General features: G+C 75.8%; 17 protein-coding genes. 6 read left to right on the forward strand and 11 right to left on the reverse strand.

Going from position 1 to position 16,150, the window contains the following annotated elements; genetic code table 11:
• Positions 1 to 99: 99 nt before the first annotated feature.
• The 5 genes from HLV61_RS20800 to HLV61_RS20820 are packed head-to-tail and all read right to left on the reverse strand — an operon-like array spanning position 100 to position 4,722.
• Complete coding sequence (locus tag HLV61_RS20800) at positions 100 to 966, reverse strand: class I SAM-dependent methyltransferase (RefSeq protein ID WP_369258908.1); 867 nt, start codon at positions 964 to 966, stop codon at positions 100 to 102.
• A 39-nt stretch (positions 967 to 1,005) separates the two neighbouring features.
• A complete protein-coding gene (locus tag HLV61_RS20805) occupies positions 1,006 to 2,166 on the reverse strand; it encodes a ferrochelatase (protein WP_369258910.1) in 1,161 nt (386 codons plus the stop codon).
• A 37-nt stretch (positions 2,167 to 2,203) separates the two neighbouring features.
• Positions 2,204 to 2,977, reverse strand: a complete 774-nt coding sequence (gene fabI, locus HLV61_RS20810; protein WP_369258912.1) for an enoyl-ACP reductase FabI — start codon at positions 2,975 to 2,977, stop codon at positions 2,204 to 2,206.
• On the reverse strand, positions 2,977 to 3,681 hold the full coding sequence (gene fabG / locus HLV61_RS20815; RefSeq protein WP_369258914.1) for a 3-oxoacyl-[acyl-carrier-protein] reductase: 705 nt from the start codon (positions 3,679 to 3,681) through the stop codon (positions 2,977 to 2,979). The genes fabI and fabG overlap by 1 nt, the downstream gene beginning before the upstream one ends.
• Positions 3,682 to 3,741: 60 nt before the next feature.
• Complete coding sequence (locus HLV61_RS20820) at positions 3,742 to 4,722, reverse strand: patatin-like phospholipase family protein (protein WP_369258916.1); 981 nt, start codon at positions 4,720 to 4,722, stop codon at positions 3,742 to 3,744.
• Positions 4,723 to 4,777: 55 nt separating this feature from the next.
• Here HLV61_RS20820 and HLV61_RS20825 point away from each other — a divergent pair, with 55 nt between their 5' ends.
• Positions 4,778 to 4,981 (forward strand): zinc-ribbon domain-containing protein, encoded by a 204-nt coding sequence (locus HLV61_RS20825; RefSeq protein WP_369258918.1) that lies wholly within the window; start codon positions 4,778 to 4,780, stop codon positions 4,979 to 4,981.
• 83 nt (positions 4,982 to 5,064) lie between these two features.
• Here HLV61_RS20825 and HLV61_RS20830 read toward each other — a convergent pair whose 3' ends face one another.
• Together HLV61_RS20830 and HLV61_RS20835 are read right to left on the reverse strand one after the other, a co-directional pair.
• Entirely contained in the window at positions 5,065 to 6,237 is a 1,173-nt protein-coding gene (locus HLV61_RS20830) for a hypothetical protein (RefSeq protein ID WP_369258920.1), read from the reverse strand.
• A 185-nt stretch (positions 6,238 to 6,422) separates the two neighbouring features.
• Positions 6,423 to 8,336 carry an AfsR/SARP family transcriptional regulator gene (locus HLV61_RS20835; RefSeq protein WP_369258922.1) on the reverse strand — a complete coding sequence of 638 codons (1,914 nt, stop codon included), beginning with the start codon at positions 8,334 to 8,336 and terminating at the stop codon, positions 6,423 to 6,425.
• Between the two features lie 34 nt (positions 8,337 to 8,370).
• Between HLV61_RS20835 and HLV61_RS20840 the strand changes: the two genes are divergently transcribed.
• Positions 8,371 to 9,246: an alpha/beta fold hydrolase gene (locus HLV61_RS20840; RefSeq protein WP_369258924.1), complete on the forward strand. Its 876-nt coding sequence runs from the start codon at positions 8,371 to 8,373 to the stop codon at positions 9,244 to 9,246.
• Positions 9,247 to 9,281: 35 nt separating this feature from the next.
• On the opposite strand, the gene HLV61_RS20845 is transcribed toward HLV61_RS20840, so the two are convergent.
• From HLV61_RS20845 to HLV61_RS20855, 3 genes are all read right to left on the reverse strand, one after another.
• Positions 9,282 to 10,553, reverse strand: a complete 1,272-nt coding sequence (locus HLV61_RS20845) for a cytochrome P450 (RefSeq protein ID WP_369258926.1) — start codon at positions 10,551 to 10,553, stop codon at positions 9,282 to 9,284.
• Entirely contained in the window at positions 10,550 to 10,804 is a 255-nt protein-coding gene (locus HLV61_RS20850; RefSeq protein WP_369258928.1) for a ferredoxin, read from the reverse strand. The genes HLV61_RS20845 and HLV61_RS20850 overlap by 4 nt, the downstream gene beginning before the upstream one ends.
• A 64-nt stretch (positions 10,805 to 10,868) precedes the next feature.
• Positions 10,869 to 12,125 carry a 3-deoxy-7-phosphoheptulonate synthase gene (locus tag HLV61_RS20855; RefSeq protein WP_369258930.1) on the reverse strand — a complete coding sequence of 419 codons (1,257 nt, stop codon included), beginning with the start codon at positions 12,123 to 12,125 and terminating at the stop codon, positions 10,869 to 10,871.
• A 59-nt stretch (positions 12,126 to 12,184) separates the two neighbouring features.
• Between HLV61_RS20855 and HLV61_RS20860 the strand changes: the two genes are divergently transcribed.
• Positions 12,185 to 12,571 (forward strand): DUF4326 domain-containing protein, encoded by a 387-nt coding sequence (locus HLV61_RS20860; RefSeq protein ID WP_369258932.1) that lies wholly within the window; start codon positions 12,185 to 12,187, stop codon positions 12,569 to 12,571.
• A gap of 11 nt (positions 12,572 to 12,582) precedes the next feature.
• Positions 12,583 to 13,647, forward strand: a complete 1,065-nt coding sequence (locus HLV61_RS20865) for a DUF2332 domain-containing protein (RefSeq protein ID WP_369258933.1) — start codon at positions 12,583 to 12,585, stop codon at positions 13,645 to 13,647.
• Here the strand turns inward: HLV61_RS20865 and HLV61_RS20870 are convergent.
• Positions 13,627 to 13,830, reverse strand: a complete 204-nt coding sequence (locus HLV61_RS20870) for a hypothetical protein (protein ID WP_369258941.1) — start codon at positions 13,828 to 13,830, stop codon at positions 13,627 to 13,629. The two genes, HLV61_RS20865 and HLV61_RS20870, sit on opposite strands and share 21 nt — an antisense overlap.
• On the opposite strand from HLV61_RS20870, the gene HLV61_RS20875 reads away from it, so the two are divergent.
• Positions 13,820 to 14,533, forward strand: coding sequence for a hypothetical protein (locus tag HLV61_RS20875; protein WP_369258939.1), 714 nt, complete (start codon positions 13,820 to 13,822; stop codon positions 14,531 to 14,533). The two genes, HLV61_RS20870 and HLV61_RS20875, sit on opposite strands and share 11 nt — an antisense overlap.
• Complete coding sequence (gene zwf, locus HLV61_RS20880; protein WP_369258935.1) at positions 14,530 to 16,020, forward strand: glucose-6-phosphate dehydrogenase; 1,491 nt, start codon at positions 14,530 to 14,532, stop codon at positions 16,018 to 16,020. Before HLV61_RS20875 ends, zwf begins: the two co-directional genes overlap by 4 nt.
• The last annotated feature ends 130 nt before the right edge of the window (positions 16,021 to 16,150 follow it).

Below are 16,150 nucleotides of genomic sequence, written 5' to 3' on the forward strand. Positions count from 1 at the left end.
GGCCACCGTGCCTGCGCCCGTCACCGCGGGGCTCCCCCGCGTCCTCGGCCGCCGCTCCCGGCGGGAGGTCGCGCCGGTGTGGCGGGAGTACGTCCGCCGCTAGCCCCGGCGGGCCGTCACCAGCCAGGCGGCCGAGCCGAACTCGACGCCGCCCGGGCCGGTGTGCACCTCGATCCGCCGCCGCAGGTCGGCCACGGCGCGGGCCCGGGCGTCGTCGTCCAGCCCGTCGAGCAGCCAGCCGGCGAAGCCGAGCACGAAGGTCAGGGCGTCGTCGGCGTCGGCGCCGAACCACTCCGGCTCGGCCAGACCCTGGACCTCCACCTGACGGTGACCCGCGGCGGCCAGCACCTGCCGGAGGCGGCTGGTGTCGGCGAGGGAGAACGGGCCGGGAGCCCCGGGCGGCGGGACGGGCAGCGGGCGCCCCGCGGCCAGGGCCCCCAGGATCTCGGTCATCCACTCGTTGGCCTCGAGCGCCTGCCACACCAGCAGGACCAGCCGCCCGCCGGGGACCAGTGCCCGGCCCACGTTGGCCAGCGCGGCGACCGGGTCGGCGAAGAACATCGCGCCGGTCCGGCTGACGGCGACGTCGAACCCCTCCGACGGGAAGTCCGCGACCTGGGCGTCGGCCTGCTGGAAGCGGACGTTGGTCAGGCCCTCGTCGGCCGCGCGCCGCCGGGCCACCTCGAGCATCGCCGCGGAGAGGTCCACGCCGAGGGCGGAGCCGCGGACGGCGACGCGGGCGGCCTGCCGCGTGGTCCGGCCCGTGCCGCAGCCGACGTCGAGGACCCGGTCGTCGGCACGCAGGCCGGCCGCGGCCAGGAACGGTGCGTCGTAGCGGGCGACCGCGCGGTCGAAGCGGTCGGCCTCGGCGGCCCAGAAGGCGCCCTGCGCGCCGTCCCAGGCGCCGAGCTGCCCGGCGTTGCCGGGGTCGACGTCCACGCCACGGATGTCGGGAGCTGAGCCCACGGTGCACCGTCCTCGTCCGGCCCCCGATGGCCCGACGGTCTACTCGCGGGCAGCCGCTCCGTCAACGGACGGGCGGGCCGCCGGGCGCTGGGCGAAGCAACAGGCCGCCGGGCAGTTGGTGCCCAGGCGCGGCTCGGCACCCGAGCGCCGCTCCTGCAGCAGTTCGCGGACCATCGCCACGAACGCCGGGTGGGTGCCCGCCGTCCCGGCGCGGACGAAGACCAGCCCGAGCTCCCCGGCGGTCTCCTCGGCCTCGTTGTCGAGGTCCCAGATCACCTCGAGGTGGTCGCTGACGAAGCCGACCGGGAAGACCACGACCGCCGTCTCGCCGTTCCCGGACAGGGCGCGCAGGTGGTCGTTGACGTCGGGCTCCAGCCACGGCACCGACGGCGGGCCGCTGCGGCTCTGCCAGACCAGGTCGAACTCCCGCCCCGGGTCGACCGCGTCGACGACGGCCCGCGCGGCGGCCGTCAGCTCGGCCTCGTAGGCGTGCCCCTCGGGCCCGGCGACGGCGGCCATCGCGTCGGGGATCGAGTGCGCCGTGGCCACCAGCCGCGCGGTGCCGCGGTGCTCCTCGGGCAGCCGCGCGAGTGCCGCGGCGAGGGCGTCGGCGTTGGCCCGCACGAAGCCGGAGGAGTCGAAGTAGTGGGGAAGCTTCTCCGCGGTCGGGCCGCCGGGGCGGGTAGGGGACGACACCGCGATCCGGGCCCGCGCGACGTCCTCGTGGTACTGCCGGCAGCCGGAGTAGGAGGCGTAGGCGGAGGTGGCCAGGACGTAGGCGTGCTCGATGCCGTCGTCGGTCATCTGCTGCCAGACGTCCTCGACGTAGGGGTCCCAGTTGCGGTTGCCCCAGTAGACCGGCAGGTCGATGCCGTGCGCGGCGAGGTCGGCCTCGATCGCGGCGACCAGGGCCTCGTTCTGCTCGTTGATCGGGCTGACGCCGCCGAAGTGGTGGTAGTGCTCGGCGACGTCGAGCAGCCGCTCACGCGGCACGCCACGGCCTCGGGTGACGTTCTCGAGGAACGGCATGACGTCGTCGTGCCCCTGCGGGCCGCCGAAGGAGAGGACCAGCAGCGCCTCGCGGCGGCCGGCCGGGGCGGGGGCCGCCGCCGGCGGCGTCCCCCCGTTGTTGCGGACGGCCAGCGACGGGTCCTCGTCGGGACGCTGGCCGGGGTTCAGGTCGACGGTGGCGCGCGGCACGGACTCTCTTCTCGGGGTGGTGCGGGAACGGATGCGGCTAGACGCCCACGGCGTGGAAGCCGCCGTCGACGTGGACGATCTCGCCGGTGGTGGCGGGGAACCAGTCCGACAGCAGGGCGACGACGGCCTTGCCGGCGGGCTCGGTGTCGGTGACCGACCAGCCCAGCGGGGCGCGGCCCTCCCACGCCTCCTCGAACTGGGCGCTGCCCGGGATGGACTTCATCGCCATGCTGCGCAGCGGGCCGGCGGCCACGATGTTGGACCGCACGCCCTCGGGGCCGAGCTCGCGGGCGAGGTAGCGGGACGTGGACTCCAGCGCCGCCTTCGCCGCGCCCATCCAGCCGTAGACCGGCCAGGCGACCGAGGCGTCGAAGGTGAGCCCGACCACCGAGGAGGGGTTCGCCAGGAGCGGCCGGCAGGCCTGGGTGAGCGAGGCGTAGGACCAGGCCGAGACCTGGAACGCCGTCGCCGCGTGCTCCCAGGCGACCTCGGGGAAGCCCTCTCCCATCGCCTCCTGCGGTGCGAAGCCGATCGAGTGGACGACGCCGTCGAGCGAGTCGCCCACGTGCTCGCGCAGCCGGTCGGCCAGCGTGGCGAGGTGCTCGGTGTCCGTGACGTCGAGCTCGACGACCGGCGCCTCGTGCGGCAGCCGCTTGGCGATCCGCTGGCACAGCGACAGCGCCCGCCCGAAGTTGGACAGGACGACGGTGGCGCCCTGCTCCTGGGCGATCCGCGCGGTGGCGTAGGCGATCGACGCCTCGGTCAGCACGCCGGTGACGAGGACCTTCTTGCCCTCGAGGATCCCGCTCATCAGTGCCCCATCCCCAGTCCGCCGTCGACCGGGACGACCGCCCCGGTGACGTAGCCGGCCGCGTCGCTCGCCAGGAAGCGCACGACGGCGGCGATCTCGTCTGCCTCGGCGTACCGGCCCAGCGGCACCTGCCCGAGGATCTCCTGCTGCCGCTTCTCCGGCAGTTCCGCGGTCATGTCGGTGCGCACGAACCCCGGCGCGACGACGTTGGCGGTGACGTTGCGGCTGCCGAGCTCGCGGGCGATCGAGCGGGCGAGCCCGACCAGGCCGGCCTTGCTGGCGGCGTAGTTCGCCTGGCCGGCCGAGCCGAGCAGCCCGACGACGGAGCTGACGAACACCATGCGGCCGGAGCGCGCGCGGACCATCTTCGCGGCCGCGCGCTTGGACACCCGGTAGGCGGCGGTGAGGTTGGCGTCGAGGACGTCGGTGAAGTCGTCCTCCTTCATCCGCATGAGCAGCCCGTCGCGGGTGATGCCGGCGTTGCTCACCAGCACCTCGACCGGACCCTGGTGCTCCTCCACCTCGGTGAACGCGCGGTCGACGGCCGCGGCGTCGGTGACGTCGCACTGCACGCCGAACAGTCCCTCCGGGGCGCCGCTGCCGCGGTGGGTGACCGCCACGGAGTCACCCTGCTCGGCGAAGGAGCGGGCGATGGCCAGCCCGATCCCCCGGTTGCCGCCGGTCACCAGCACCGACCTGCCCACGCTCGACCCCCTGGCCACCGGCGACGTTGTCAGGGACCGAACCTAGTCGCTGGACGCCGGTCACACCTGGCCGCGGTCGGCCGCCTCGCGCAGCACGGCGGCCACCTCGGGGGTCGCGGCGTGGGCACCGGCCTGCAGGAACGACTGCTGCAGGACCTCCTCGACGCGGTCGCGCGACATCATGTCCGCGCCCATGACGTGCTGCTCGGCGGCGCCGGGGGTGAAGGTGACGGTGCGGATGCCGGCCGCCCGCAGGGCGCGGACCTCCCGGTCCAGGTGGCGCTGCGCGAACCGGCGCATCGCCGCCGTGAGGTCCTGGCGCCACCCCGGCGACCCGCTCATCGGCGCGACGACGACGGCGAGGCCGACGCCCGCGCTGCGCAGCACGGCGGCGTTGGTGGCCGAGTGCACCCCGCCGTCGACGTAGGAGTGCTTCCCGATGCGGACCGGCGCGAAGTACCCGGGCACCGCGCAGGAGGCGGCGACGGCGAGGTGGACCGGTGCCGGCGGCGCGCCGGGGCGGCCGAAGACGACGCGGCGCCCGTCGCGCCGGCGCACGGCGGTGATCCACAGGTCGCGCTCGGGCCAGGTCGGCCCCTCGACCTCGCGGAGGGCGCCGAGCTGGGACACGATGTCGTGCCGGCCGGGGGCCAGCAGCGTCATGCCGGCGGCCAGGGGCCGGAACCGCCACGGGCGGGCCAGCGCCCGGGCGACCAGCGGCGGGCCGGGCAGCCGCATCGGCCGGCGGAACACCGACAGCGGGTTGAACGGCGCGAGCTCGGGGACGGCGGTGGCGGCCATGGTCTTCAGCACGTCGTCGTCGCCGGACAGCGGCGCCTTGACCGTCCAGGCCGCGAGGTCCTCCGGGGAGACACCGGCCCGCAGCAGGGTGCCGGTGATGGACCCGGCCGAGGTGCCGACGACGACGTCGGCGGTGCGGGCGTCGAAGCCCGTGTCGTGCTGCAGCACCGCCAGGACACCGGCGTGGTACGCCTGCCCGACGACGCCGCCACCCCCCAGCACCAGACCGACCCGGACCACGGGGTCGAGCCTGCCACGCCCGGCCCGAACCGGATGCGGCGCCTACGCTCGCCTGGTGTTCTTCCTCTTCGGCTTCGGCACCAAGGTGCAGGACCTGGGCCCCGGGGAGGTCCGCACCTGCCCGCGGTGCGGGAACACCACCCGGTGGTCGCGGGTGCGGCAGTCCCGCCAGCTCACGGTGTTCTTCGTGCCGGTCGCCCGGTGGGGACGTCACCAGCTGGAGGTCTGCGGCGTCTGCGGCACCGCCGTCGAGGTCTGACGCCCGCCGAGAAGGGCCGGCAGCGCGTCCACCGGGGCACCACGTGTCCACTGCCCTCGGGGGAGCGGGTGCTCGCCCGAGCCTCAGCCGCGGCGCACGGGCGGGACGGGTGGGATCGGCCGGTCGATGTGGGAGTGCGGCTCCGGCTTCCGCAGGGGTGCGATCACCACGGTGTCGAACGTGCCTGGCGTGATCTGCGGCACGTGGTTGGAGCGGTAGACCAGCGGCATCACGGCGATCCCTGCGGCCACAGCCAGCAGTAGGTGGTCGACCGGTGTGGGGTGGTGCCAGGGCAGGGCACGGACCACCAGCTCACAGCTCACCGCGAACGCGAGCGCGCCGGCCGCCTCTGCTCCGCTGTACCGCCCCCCTTGCTCGCGGTCCGTCGCCCTGCCGTCGTAGAACTCGTACAGGAAGAGGGTCAGCACGGCGGCCCCGGCAAGTGCGAACACCGAGCTGAGGTCCACCCAGGTGGCGTACACGCTCAGCGCCACCGAGGCGCCGACGAACACGTTGCGCCCCAGCATGAGGCGCTTCTTGGTCGCAGCGATCAGAGACTGCTGGTGCGCACGGATACGAGCTCGTTCCTCGTCCTCGGCAGCGCGGATCGCGGCCAGCCGCGCCGCCTCCCGCTCCCGGGCCTCCTGCTCGGCCCGCTGGCGGGCGCGTTCCTCGCGCTCCGCCGCCTCCCGGGCCTCACGCTCGGCACGCTCCTGCGCCTGCCGCGCCGCCTCCCGCTCGGCGATGAGGCGGCGCAGACGTCCACGCTCTGCCTCGACTTCCGCCTCCACGGCGTCGCGGACGTCGAGCCTCTGCACCGGGGTGAGCGTCCGCCCCTCGGCCATCGCCTCGGTCTCAGCGACGGCCAGCGCCCGCTCCACCCGACGGGACAGTTCGAACGCATCCCGCGCGGACTGATCCTCGGCGTCCCGGCGCGCGCGCTCCTCCTCCTGCCGCTCCAGTTCCCGCTCGTAGGCGATCTGCCGGTCGACCTCCGCGTCCACCTCGGCCCGTAGGCGCGCCTGCTCCTGCGCCTCTCGCGCGACACGCGCCTCCCGGCGTGCCTCGGCGTCGGCTCGGTCGCGCGCCTCCTGCTCGGCACGTCGCTGAACTTCACGTTGCGCGTCAGCAGTCGCGGTTGCCTCTACGGCGGCTGTCTGGCGCTCGACCGCCGCGGCGGTGCGCTCCTCGGCCGCGACGATGTCGCAGGTCCGGCAGTCGCCGTAGCGTCCGTGCGAGCAGGCGAACAATCCCATCTGACACTCCCGTCGATCGACGTCCCTCCTGCTCGATCGACACGTGGAGCGCCCGGGTGGATGACCCGGAGGGGGGATCCGAGCCCCTCGTCCCGCGATCGGGGGTACGGGCAGGGGTGGTCGACCCGGCGCCCGTGGCCACGTCAGCGCCGGGCGTCTGCGGCACCGCCGTCGAGGTCTGACGCTCAGTCCCCCAGCAGGGCGAGGGTCGCCGCCACCGGGCCGGCGGTGAGCAGCCCGCTGCCGGCGCCGGCGACCTCCCCGGCGGCCGGGAGCAGGGCGCCGGCCGACCGCCGCACCAGCTCCCGGTCGCCCACCGCCAGCGCGGCGCGGCCGGCGAGCACCCACAGCGCCTCCAGCAGCAGCCCGGGCGGCGGGCCGGGCAGGTCCCGCAGCGCGGCGGCCGCCTCGGCGGTCCGGTGCTGCGCGAGCAGCAGGTGCGGCCGCACCCACGGGGCGTACGGGCCGGCGTCGCCGACCGGACCGGCCGGCCGGCCGCGCCCCACGCGCAGGCAGGTGAGCGCCAGCGGCAGGAGGCCCTCGGTCACGCCGGGCATGCCGGCGTCGCCGAGCGGGCGCAGCGCCGCGGTCAGCAGGTCCTCGGCGTCGGGCGCGCCCTCCAGCACGCGGCGCAGCGCCCGCCAGCCGGTGGTGAACACCGCCGCCAGCGGCCGCTCGGACCGCACGGCGAGCTCGTCGAGGGCGTCGGCGTGCCCGGCGGCGCCGGCGAGGTCGCCGAGTGCGGTACGGGCCTGCAGCCGGACGAGGTGGCCGAGCACCAGGTGCGTGTCCAGGCCTGCACGGCCGGCCAGCTCCACCAGCTCGGCGCCGATCGCGTCGCGCTCCGCGGCGAGCCCGGCGCGGTGGGAGGTGTGCAGGTAGACGGCGCCGAGCGCGGAGGCCAGCAGGGCCGGGTCGCCGCCGGCGCGGGACAGCTCCTCGGCCGCCCGCGCCGCGGCCGGTCCCCGGGAGCCGGGCAGGCCGCGCGACTCGACCGCCAGGGTGGTCAGCAGTCGGGCGCGCAGCGGCGCGGGCGCGTCCGGCGGGAGCCGGTCCAATGCCCGTCCGGCCGCGGCCACCAGCGCGGCGGAACCCTCCGGGTCGTCGGAGCGGGTCCACACCGACGGGACGTCGAAGCTGCCGACGACGCGGGCGGTGAGCAGCGGGTCGCCGAGCTCCTCGGCCGCGGCGACGGTGGCCAGGCGCTGCTCCCGGGCGGCGGTGAGCCCGGCCGCGCCGCTGACGGCCAGCGCGCCGAGCAGCGTCACCGACGACTCCAGCCGGGCCCTCGCCCCGACCGTGCGCTCCCAGCTCCCCGCGGCCCGCGCCCACACCGCCTCGACGGCTCCGGCCGGGCGCCGGTCGAGGGCCGGGTCGCGGCGGAGCACCTGCGCCTCCAGCTCGACCAGCCGCTCACCGGGGTCCAGCCCCAGCTCACCGGCCAGCCGGGCGCGCGCCCGGCGGAGCACCGCCAGGGCGTCCGGCGCCCGCCCGCTGCGGTACAGGGCCAGCGCGAGCAGCCGCCAGCCCTCCTCGCGCCACGGGTGCCCGGTGACGTGCGCGTCCAGCCGCGGGACGGCGTCCCCGGGGCGGCCGAGGTCGAGCAGTGCCGCGGCCGCCCGCTCCACCGCGGTGTCGTGCAGCTCCGCCCAGCGTGCCCGGTCCGGTGCCGCCCACGGCCGGTCGCCGACGTCGGCCAGCGCCGGACCGCGCCAGGCGGCGAGGACCTCCTCCAGCGCGGGGAGGTCCGCGGCGGTGGCCAGCGTGCGCTCGACCCGCCACGCGTCCACGGCGTCGGCACCCGGCCGCAGCGCGTAGCCGGGCCCCTCGGTGACCAGCAGCCGCGCGGGCGTGCGCGCCGGACGGTCCGGCTCCAGCGCCCGGCGTACCGCGGCGACGAAGGTGCGGACGGCGGCGACGGCGCCGTCGCCCGGGACGTCCCACAGGTCGTCCACCAGGACCGGCACCGGGACGACACGGCCGCGGGCCACGAGCAGCCGGGCGAGGAGCTCACGGTGTCGCGGGCCGCCCAGCGGCAGCGGCCGCCCGGCGCCGTCCCAGGCCGTCACCGGTCCGAGCACCCCGAACGAGACGCTCATCGATCGCTCATCGCCCGCGCCGAGGGTGATCGGCATGACCCCCGAGATCCCCGGCTTCGACCGCGTCCGGCTCCCCGGCGTCGACGGCGTGCAGCTGTCCGCCGCGGTGGGCGGCAGCGGCCCCGCCCTCGTCCTGCTGCACGGCTTCCCCCAGACGTCGCTCATGTGGCGGCACGTGGCGCCGGAGCTCGCCGCCGGCCGCACCGTGATCTGTCCCGACCTGCGCGGCTACGGCGCGAGCGACGCCCCCGCCGCGACCGGCCCGGACACCTACGCCAAGCGGACGATGGCCGCCGACGTCGTCGCGGCGGCGCGGGCGCTGGGCCACGAGCGGTTCGCGCTGGCCGGCCACGACCGCGGTGCCCTGGTGGCGATCCGCGCCGGCCTGGACTCCCCCGACGTCGTCACCCACCTGTGCTCCGTGGACGTGCTGCCCACCCTCGACTCCTGGGACATCCTGCACGGGGTGCGGGCGGCGGTGGCCTGGCACCTGTACCTCATGGCCCAGCCGCCGGGGCTGCCCGAGGCGATGGTCGCGGCCACCGCCGACCAGTTCTTCGGGTCCTTCCTCGATGCCTGGGGCAGCGCGGACCTGTTCCCCGCCGACGTGCGCGCCGAGTACCTGCGGGCCTGCCGCGCGCGGGTGGACTCGATCGTCGCCGACTACCGGGCCAGCGCCGGCGTCGACCTCGAGCACGACGGGGCCGACCGCGCGGCCGGCCGGCGGCTGTCCATGCCGGTGACCGTGCTGCAGCAGGACTGGGGCGCCGCGCTCGGCTTCGACGCCGCCGCGCTGTGGGGGGCGTGGGCCGCCGACCTCGACCACCGGACCGTGGACGCCGGGCACTTCATGGCCGAGGAGCGTCCCGACGTCGTCGTCGGCGCACTGCGGTCGTTGCTGTCCCGCTGAGCGGTGACGGGCCCGGACCGACCGGGCCCGTCACCTCAGCCGATGCGCAGCGGCAGCGCGCGCGGACCACGGATCTGGCCGGTCGACCAGCGCACCGCCGCGGAGTCGGCGAGGGAGAACTCCGGCACCCGGTCCAGCCAGACGTCCAGGGCCACCCGCAGCTCCATCCGCGCCAGGTGCGACCCGACGCAGCGGTGGATGCCCAGGCCGAAGGCGGCGTGCCGGTTGACCCGCCGGTCGACGAGCACCTCGTCGGCGCGCTCGAACTGCGCGGGGTCGCGGTTGGCCGCCGAGAAGGACAGCAGCACCCAGTCCTCGGCCTTCATCTCCACGCCGTGCCAGGTGACGTCGTCCTTCACCAGCCGCGCCATGGTCACCGGGGCGTAGGCGCGCAGGAACTCCTCGACCGCCGTCGGCCGCAGCTCCGGCTCGGCGACCAGCCGGCGCCGGTCCTCCGGGTGGCCGGCCAGGTGCCACAGCGAGGCGCCGATGGCGCTCCAGGTGGTGTCGATGCCGGCGATGAGCAGGAGCGCCATCGTGCCGGCGACGTGCGCCGGCTCGAGCTTGCGGCCGGCGAGCTCGGCCTCGAGCAGGTAGGTGGTCAGGTCCTCGCGCGGGTGCTCGAGGTGGTCGCGGATCTGGACGAGCAGGTACTCGAACAGGGAGCTGCTGCGCGCCAGGCGCTCCTCGGGCGGCAGGTCGATGCCCTCGAGCGCGTTCTCCACGAACCGCCGGAACCGCGGCCCGTCCTCGGGCGGGAAGCCCAGCATGTCGGCGATGACCCGCACCGGGACGTGCTGGGCGTAGTCGGCGGCGGCGTCGACGACGTCCCGCCCGGCGAACCGGTCGACCAGCGAGGAGCAGAACGCGCGGGTGCTCTCCTCGTGCCGGCTCACCGCGTTCTTGGTGAACGCCGGCAGGAGCAGCTTGCGGGCGTCGTGGTGGAACGGCGGGTCCGAGGAGATCGGCGGGGTGCCGCCGACCGGCGCCAGCGCGCGCGGGGGCCGGAAGTTGCCCGCGATGATCCCGCGCGAGGAGAAGTGCTCGGTGTCGTGGGCGACCGCGGCGACGTCCTCGTACCGGGTGGGCAGCCACGCGCCGCCGAAGCGCTCGGTGTGCGCGATCGGGCAGCGCTGCCGCAGGTCGTCCCAGATGCCGATGGCGCCCTGCGCCCACTCCTCGTCGGTGTGCGAGAAGTCGGTGGCCCAGTCGGTGACCGGGCCGCGGACGATCTCGCTGAACGTGCCCAGGGCCGGGTCGGAGCGCAGTGACGCCGGGTCGGAGGTGAAGCGGTCGTCGACGCTCACCGCGCGGCCTCCTCGGTGCCGGCGTCCTGGAGCAGCGCGTCCTGGAGCAGCGCGTCCTGGTGCAGCAGTACCGCGGCCTCCGGGCAGTTGTCGGCGGCGAGCCGGGCGTCGTCCTCCAGCTCGGCGGCCACCCGGCCGTCCGGGACGAGGAGGGCGGAGTAGCCCTCGTCGTCGGCCCCGAAGAGGTCCGGCGCGAGGTCGTAGCAGCGGCCGTGCCCCTGGCACAGCGAGCGGTCGATCGAGATCCTCACGGGCGCTCCGTTCCTCGGGCCACGTCCCGCATCGGACAGCCGTCCGATCCGTGACGTCAAGGGGCTATCCGCGGCGGGCGCGCACCGCCCCGGCCAGCTCGGCGAGCAGCTCCTCGGTGGTGGCCGGGTCGACGCAGGAGTCGGTGACGCTCACGCCGTACTGCAGCCGCTCGGGGTGCCGCTGGTCGAGGTCCTGCCGGCCCTCGACGAGGTTGCTCTCGATCATCACCCCGCGGATGGCCTGCTCCCCGCCGGCGACCTGCCCGGCGAGGTCCCGCACGACGCCGGGCTGGCGGCGGTGGTCCTTGAGGCTGTTGCCGTGCGAGGCGTCGACGACGACCACCTCGGGCAGCCCGCGCGCCGCGAGTTTCCGCTTCGTCTCCGCCACGTGCACGGCGGAGTGGTTGGGGCCGTCCTTGGCGCCGCGGAGGATGACGTGGCCGGTGTCGTTGCCGGTGGTCGACAGCTGGGCGGACACCCCGTGGGCGTCGACGCCGAGGAACTCGTGGGCCGCCCGGGCGGTCAGCACGGCCGAGATCGCGGCGTCGATGCTGCCCTCGGGCGAGTTCTTGAAGCCGATGACGGACGAGAAGCCCGACACCCGCTCCCGCGCCGTCTGGTCGGTGACGTTGCGCGCGCCGACGCCGTTGTAGGTGACCAGGCCGTTGACGTACTGCGGGGTGAGCGCGTTGAGCGGCTCGGCGGCCACCGGCACGCCGAGGTCGGTGATGCGGGCCATGAGCATGCGGGTGGCCACGAGCCCGACGCTGATCCGGCTGGACCCGTCGAGGAACGGGTCGTAGGCGAACCCCTTCCAGTCGACCTCGGTCCGCGGCTTCTCGGTGTAGGTCCGCATGAGGATCTCGAGGTCCGCGCCGTGCCGCTCGCGCATGCGGGCGAGGAAGGCGGCGTACTCGGTCGCGGCGGCCGGGTCGTGGATCGAGCAGGGGCCGGCGATGACGGCGAGGCGGTCGTCGTCGCCGGCGAGGATGCGGGTGACGGCGCGGCGGGCGGCTCCGGTCGTGGCCGCCGACGCCGCCGAGAGCGGTACCACGGTGGCGACCGACGCCGGGGTGACGACGACGCTCAGTCCGGTGATGCGGGCGTTGACCAGGCCGGACAGGTCGGCGTCGCCGTCCGGCGCGAGCCCGAGCTGCTGCCGGACGCCGGGCAGCAGCTCCGACAGCGTGTCGTCGATCTGCGCGTTCACGCGGGTCTGGACCTCGAGCAGCAGGTCGGCGACCCGCGCCGCCTCGTCCAGGATCTGGTCGGTCGGGATGGGAGCCTCCTCGGTCGTCGCCGGCGCGCGTCGGCCGAGCACCCCCAGTGTGACGGGGGCGCCGGCGCGGTCCTGTCACACCCCGCGGGCAGCATCGGCGCATGAGGACCCCGAGGCGCGTGCAGCTCTCCCGGGCCCGCGGCTGGCGCAAGCCGCCGGGCACCGTCGTCGTCGCCCGCCCGTCGCGCTGGGGCAACCCGTTCCGGGTCGGCGAGACGTACATGTGGCCGGCCGGCGACGACGGGACCACCTGGCCCGTCGCCACCCACCGCGAGCCGGGCGACCACGCCGACGGCGCCCACGTCGTCCGCTGCCCCGACCGGGCCACCGCCGTGGAGTGGTACCGGCGGTGGGCCGCCGGCGTCCACGCCGAGCAGGCCCGCCGGCTGCTCGCCGGCCGGGACCTGGCGTGCTGGTGCCCCGTCGACGAGCCGTGCCACGCCGACGTGCTCCTCGAGCTGGCCAACCGGACACCCGCCCTGCGTTGAGCGGGCACCCCGTGAGCAGGACCCGCACGCTCGCCGAGGTGTACCGGCGCTTCGGCGAGGTGGACGTCGCCGGGACCTCGCCGCTGTACGAGCGCGTCGCCGTCGCCCTGAGCCGGTCCGTCGAGGCACTGCGCGCCCTCGAGGCGGTGCCGGCGCGCAGGCGGCACCCCGCCGTGGTCCTCGCGGCGCTGCACGACCTCGCCCTCGCCGGGCGCGCCCCGGCGCTCGCCGCGGCCTACGCCGCGGGAGACGGCGAGCCCGCGGCCGACGCGGCCATCGGCACGGTGCTCGGGACGACCGACGCGGTCGTGGACATCGCGGTTCGCCGGCGCACGCGTCCCGACGAGACCGGCCGCTGCGCCGTGCTGTACCCGGCCGTCGCCGAGGCGGCGCGCCGGGCGGGCGCGGACGCGGTCGGGCTGGTGGACGTCGGCTGCTCGGCCGGGCTGAACCTGACCGTCGACCGCGTGGGCATCACGTTCGGCGACGGACCGTTCCTGGGCGACCGCTCCTCCCCCGTGCAGCGGTCGTGCTCGACCGTGGGCGACCGCCCCGTCCCGGCGCGGGCGATCCCGCCGGTCGTCGCACGGGTCGGCGTCGACGTCGATCCGCTCGACGTGACCGACGCGGACGACGTCCGGTGGCTGCGCGCCTGCATCCCCCCGGACCAGCCGGAGCGGAGGGCGAGGCTCGACGCGGAGCTCGCGCTGGCGGCGACGGCGCCTCCGCTGCTGCTGCGGGGCGACGTCGTCGACCTGCTGCCCGACGCCCTCGCCCGGGTGCCCGCGCACGCCCTGCCCGTCGTCACGACGACGTGGGCGCTGTCGCGCCTCCCGCCCGAGCGCCGTCGGCGCTTCCTGCAGCGGCTCGAGGAGGCGGCGGCCGGCCGTACGGTGGCGTGGGTGTCGGCGGAGGGCGTCGGGGTCGCGCCGTCGGTACCGACCCTCGGCGACCGCCGCGCCTCCGGCCACAGCATCGTCAGCGTGGCCGTGCTGGACCGGGCGGGCCGGCCCGCCGAGGCCGTCGGCCGCTGCTGGTCCCGGGGCCGCCTGCTCTCATGGCTGGCCGACTCCTGACGCGGCCGGACCGTCGCCGGCCAGAACCCGCTCCGACGGATCGGACTCGACGCGGCCGACGCCGTCGAAGGTCGGTGGCCACACCGTCAGCCACCGACCGGCCTGGAGCCCCGTGCGAGAGATCAGCGTGACCAGGACCATCGACGCGCCGCCCGCCTCCGTGGTGGAGGTGGTGACCGACACGTCGGCCTACGGGGCCTGGAACCCGTTCATGCCCGAGTTGACCGGCGACCTGCGGAAGGGCCGGCGCCTGCAGGTGCGCATCGTCCCGCCCGGTGGCTGCGGCACGACCTCCCGCCTCACGGTCACCGCCGCCGAGGAGGGGCGGGAGCTGGCCTGGCCGGGTCGGCTGGGGCTGCCGGCCTGCTCGACGGCGTGCACTCGTTCACCTGACGCCGCGCCGGGCGGGCACCGGGCCGACGCAGCGCGAGGTGTTCCGGGGGCTCCTGGTGCCCCGGGGGGCGCGTCCGCTGCGCCGGACCGAGGCCGGGTTCGGCGACGGACGCGGCGCGGAGGAGCCGGGTCGAAGGCCTCTCCGGGCGGCACGGGGCACGCTGACGGTGACGGCGGTCGGTGCCTGAACCCTCGTCGCCACCGGGCGGACCGGAGTCCTCGTCGCCGGCACCGCCCGGGCAGACCTGGCGGACCGCCTTGCGGGCGTTCGCCCGCCACACCCGAGGCGGCGCACCGACGGCAGGAGGCCGACCCGACCAGCCCACGTCCGCCCACGACCCCGTCGACGACGAGGTGCTCGTCCCGGGCCTCCTCGGCCGGCGTCGGGCGGCACGCCGGAACGCCGGCCCTCGGCGCAGACGTGGAGCCGCCGGCCGCCGCCGGGTCGACCCTGTCGGGAGTCGCCCGATCCGGGCATGCTCGCAGCGCATGAACGTCGACGCGGATCGCCGCTCCCCGCCGTGTGTCCTGGTGATCTTCGGCGCCTCCGGTGACCTCACCGCCCGCAAGCTGCTGCCGGCTCTCGAGCGGCTGGCCGGCTACGGGGCGCTGCCTCCCGAGGTCGCGCTGGTCGGCGTCGCCCGCACCCCCATGACCGACGCCGAGTTCGGGGACCTGTGCCGGCGCAGCGTGTCCGGGAAGGACAACCCTCGGTGGACGGACCTCACGGCGGGAGCCCGCTACGTCCACGGCGACTACGACGACCCGGCCACCTACCAGCACCTGGCCGACGTGCTGGCCGAGTGCGACGACCGGCACGGGACCAGCGGCAACCGGGTCCACTACTTCGCCACACCGCCGCGCCTGTTCGGGCCGATCGCGATGAGCCTGGGCAAGGCGGGGCTGTCCGTACCCGTCGGCGACGGCTTCGTCCGCGCGGTCGTCGAGAAGCCGTTCGGCTGGGACGAGATCAGCGCCCGGGAGCTCTACACGGAACTGTCGTCGGCGTTCGTCGAGGAGCAGATCTTCCGGATCGACCACTACCTGGCCAAGGAGACCGTCCAGAACCTGCTCGCGCTGAGGTTCGCCAACTCGATCTTCGAGCCCATCTGGAACCGCACCTGGGTCGACAACGTGCAGATCACCGTCGCCGAGACCCTCGGCGTCGGCGAGCGGGGCGGGTTCTACGAGACCACCGGCGCCATGCGCGACATCGTCCAGAACCACGTCCTGCAGGTCCTCTCCCTCTTCCTCATGGAGCCACCCACGTCGTTCCACCCGGAGGCGATCCGCGACGAGAAGGTGAAGCTGCTGCGCGCGATCCAACCGCTGGACGAGGAGGCGGAGATCGCGGCGAACGCGGTGCGCGGCCAGTACACCCGTGGCGGCACGCGCGAGGACCTGATGCCCGGCTACCGCGACGAGCCCGGGGTCGACCCCCTGAGCGCGACCGAGACGTTCGTGGCGATGCGGCTGGAGGTCCAGAACTGGCGCTGGACGGGTGTACCGATCTACGTGCGCACCGGGAAACGGCTGCCCGCCCGGCTCACCGAGGTCGCCATGGAGTTCCGCCGGCCCCCGCAGCTCCCGCTGTTCCCCGGGAGGGGGCAGGGACTGGAGCCCGACGCCCTCATCGTGCGCGTCCAGCCGGACGAGGGACTGAGCCTGCGCTTCGGCGCCAAGGTGCCCGGGCACGCCTTCCGCGTGCAGAAGGCCTCCATGGACTTCTCCTACGAGAGCTTCGACGAGCAGTCCCCCGACGCCTACGAACGGGTCATCCTCGACGCACTGATCGGTGACCCCACCCTCTTCATCCGCGCCGACGAGGTCGGGCGGTCCTGGCGCATCGTCGACCCGGTGATGCGGTACTGGGCGGGCGACGAGCGGCCCATCCCGCTGTACCAGGCGGCCACGTGGGGACCGCCGGAGGCCAACTCGCTGATCGCCCGCGACGGCCGGAGCTGGCGCCACTCCCAGTGATCGCGGGGGACGAGCCGGTTCCGCACGGGTCAGTGGAGGGTGGGCCGGTAGACGAGCTCCTGGATGCGGCCGTCGAGCGTGCGGCTCTCGAGCAGCTCGAGGTCGAAGTCGGCGGCGCCCCGGAAGACCG

It is taken from the genome of Geodermatophilus amargosae (assembly GCF_041028265.1).
In the GTDB taxonomy this organism is placed as follows: domain Bacteria; phylum Actinomycetota; class Actinomycetes; order Mycobacteriales; family Geodermatophilaceae; genus Geodermatophilus; species Geodermatophilus amargosae_A.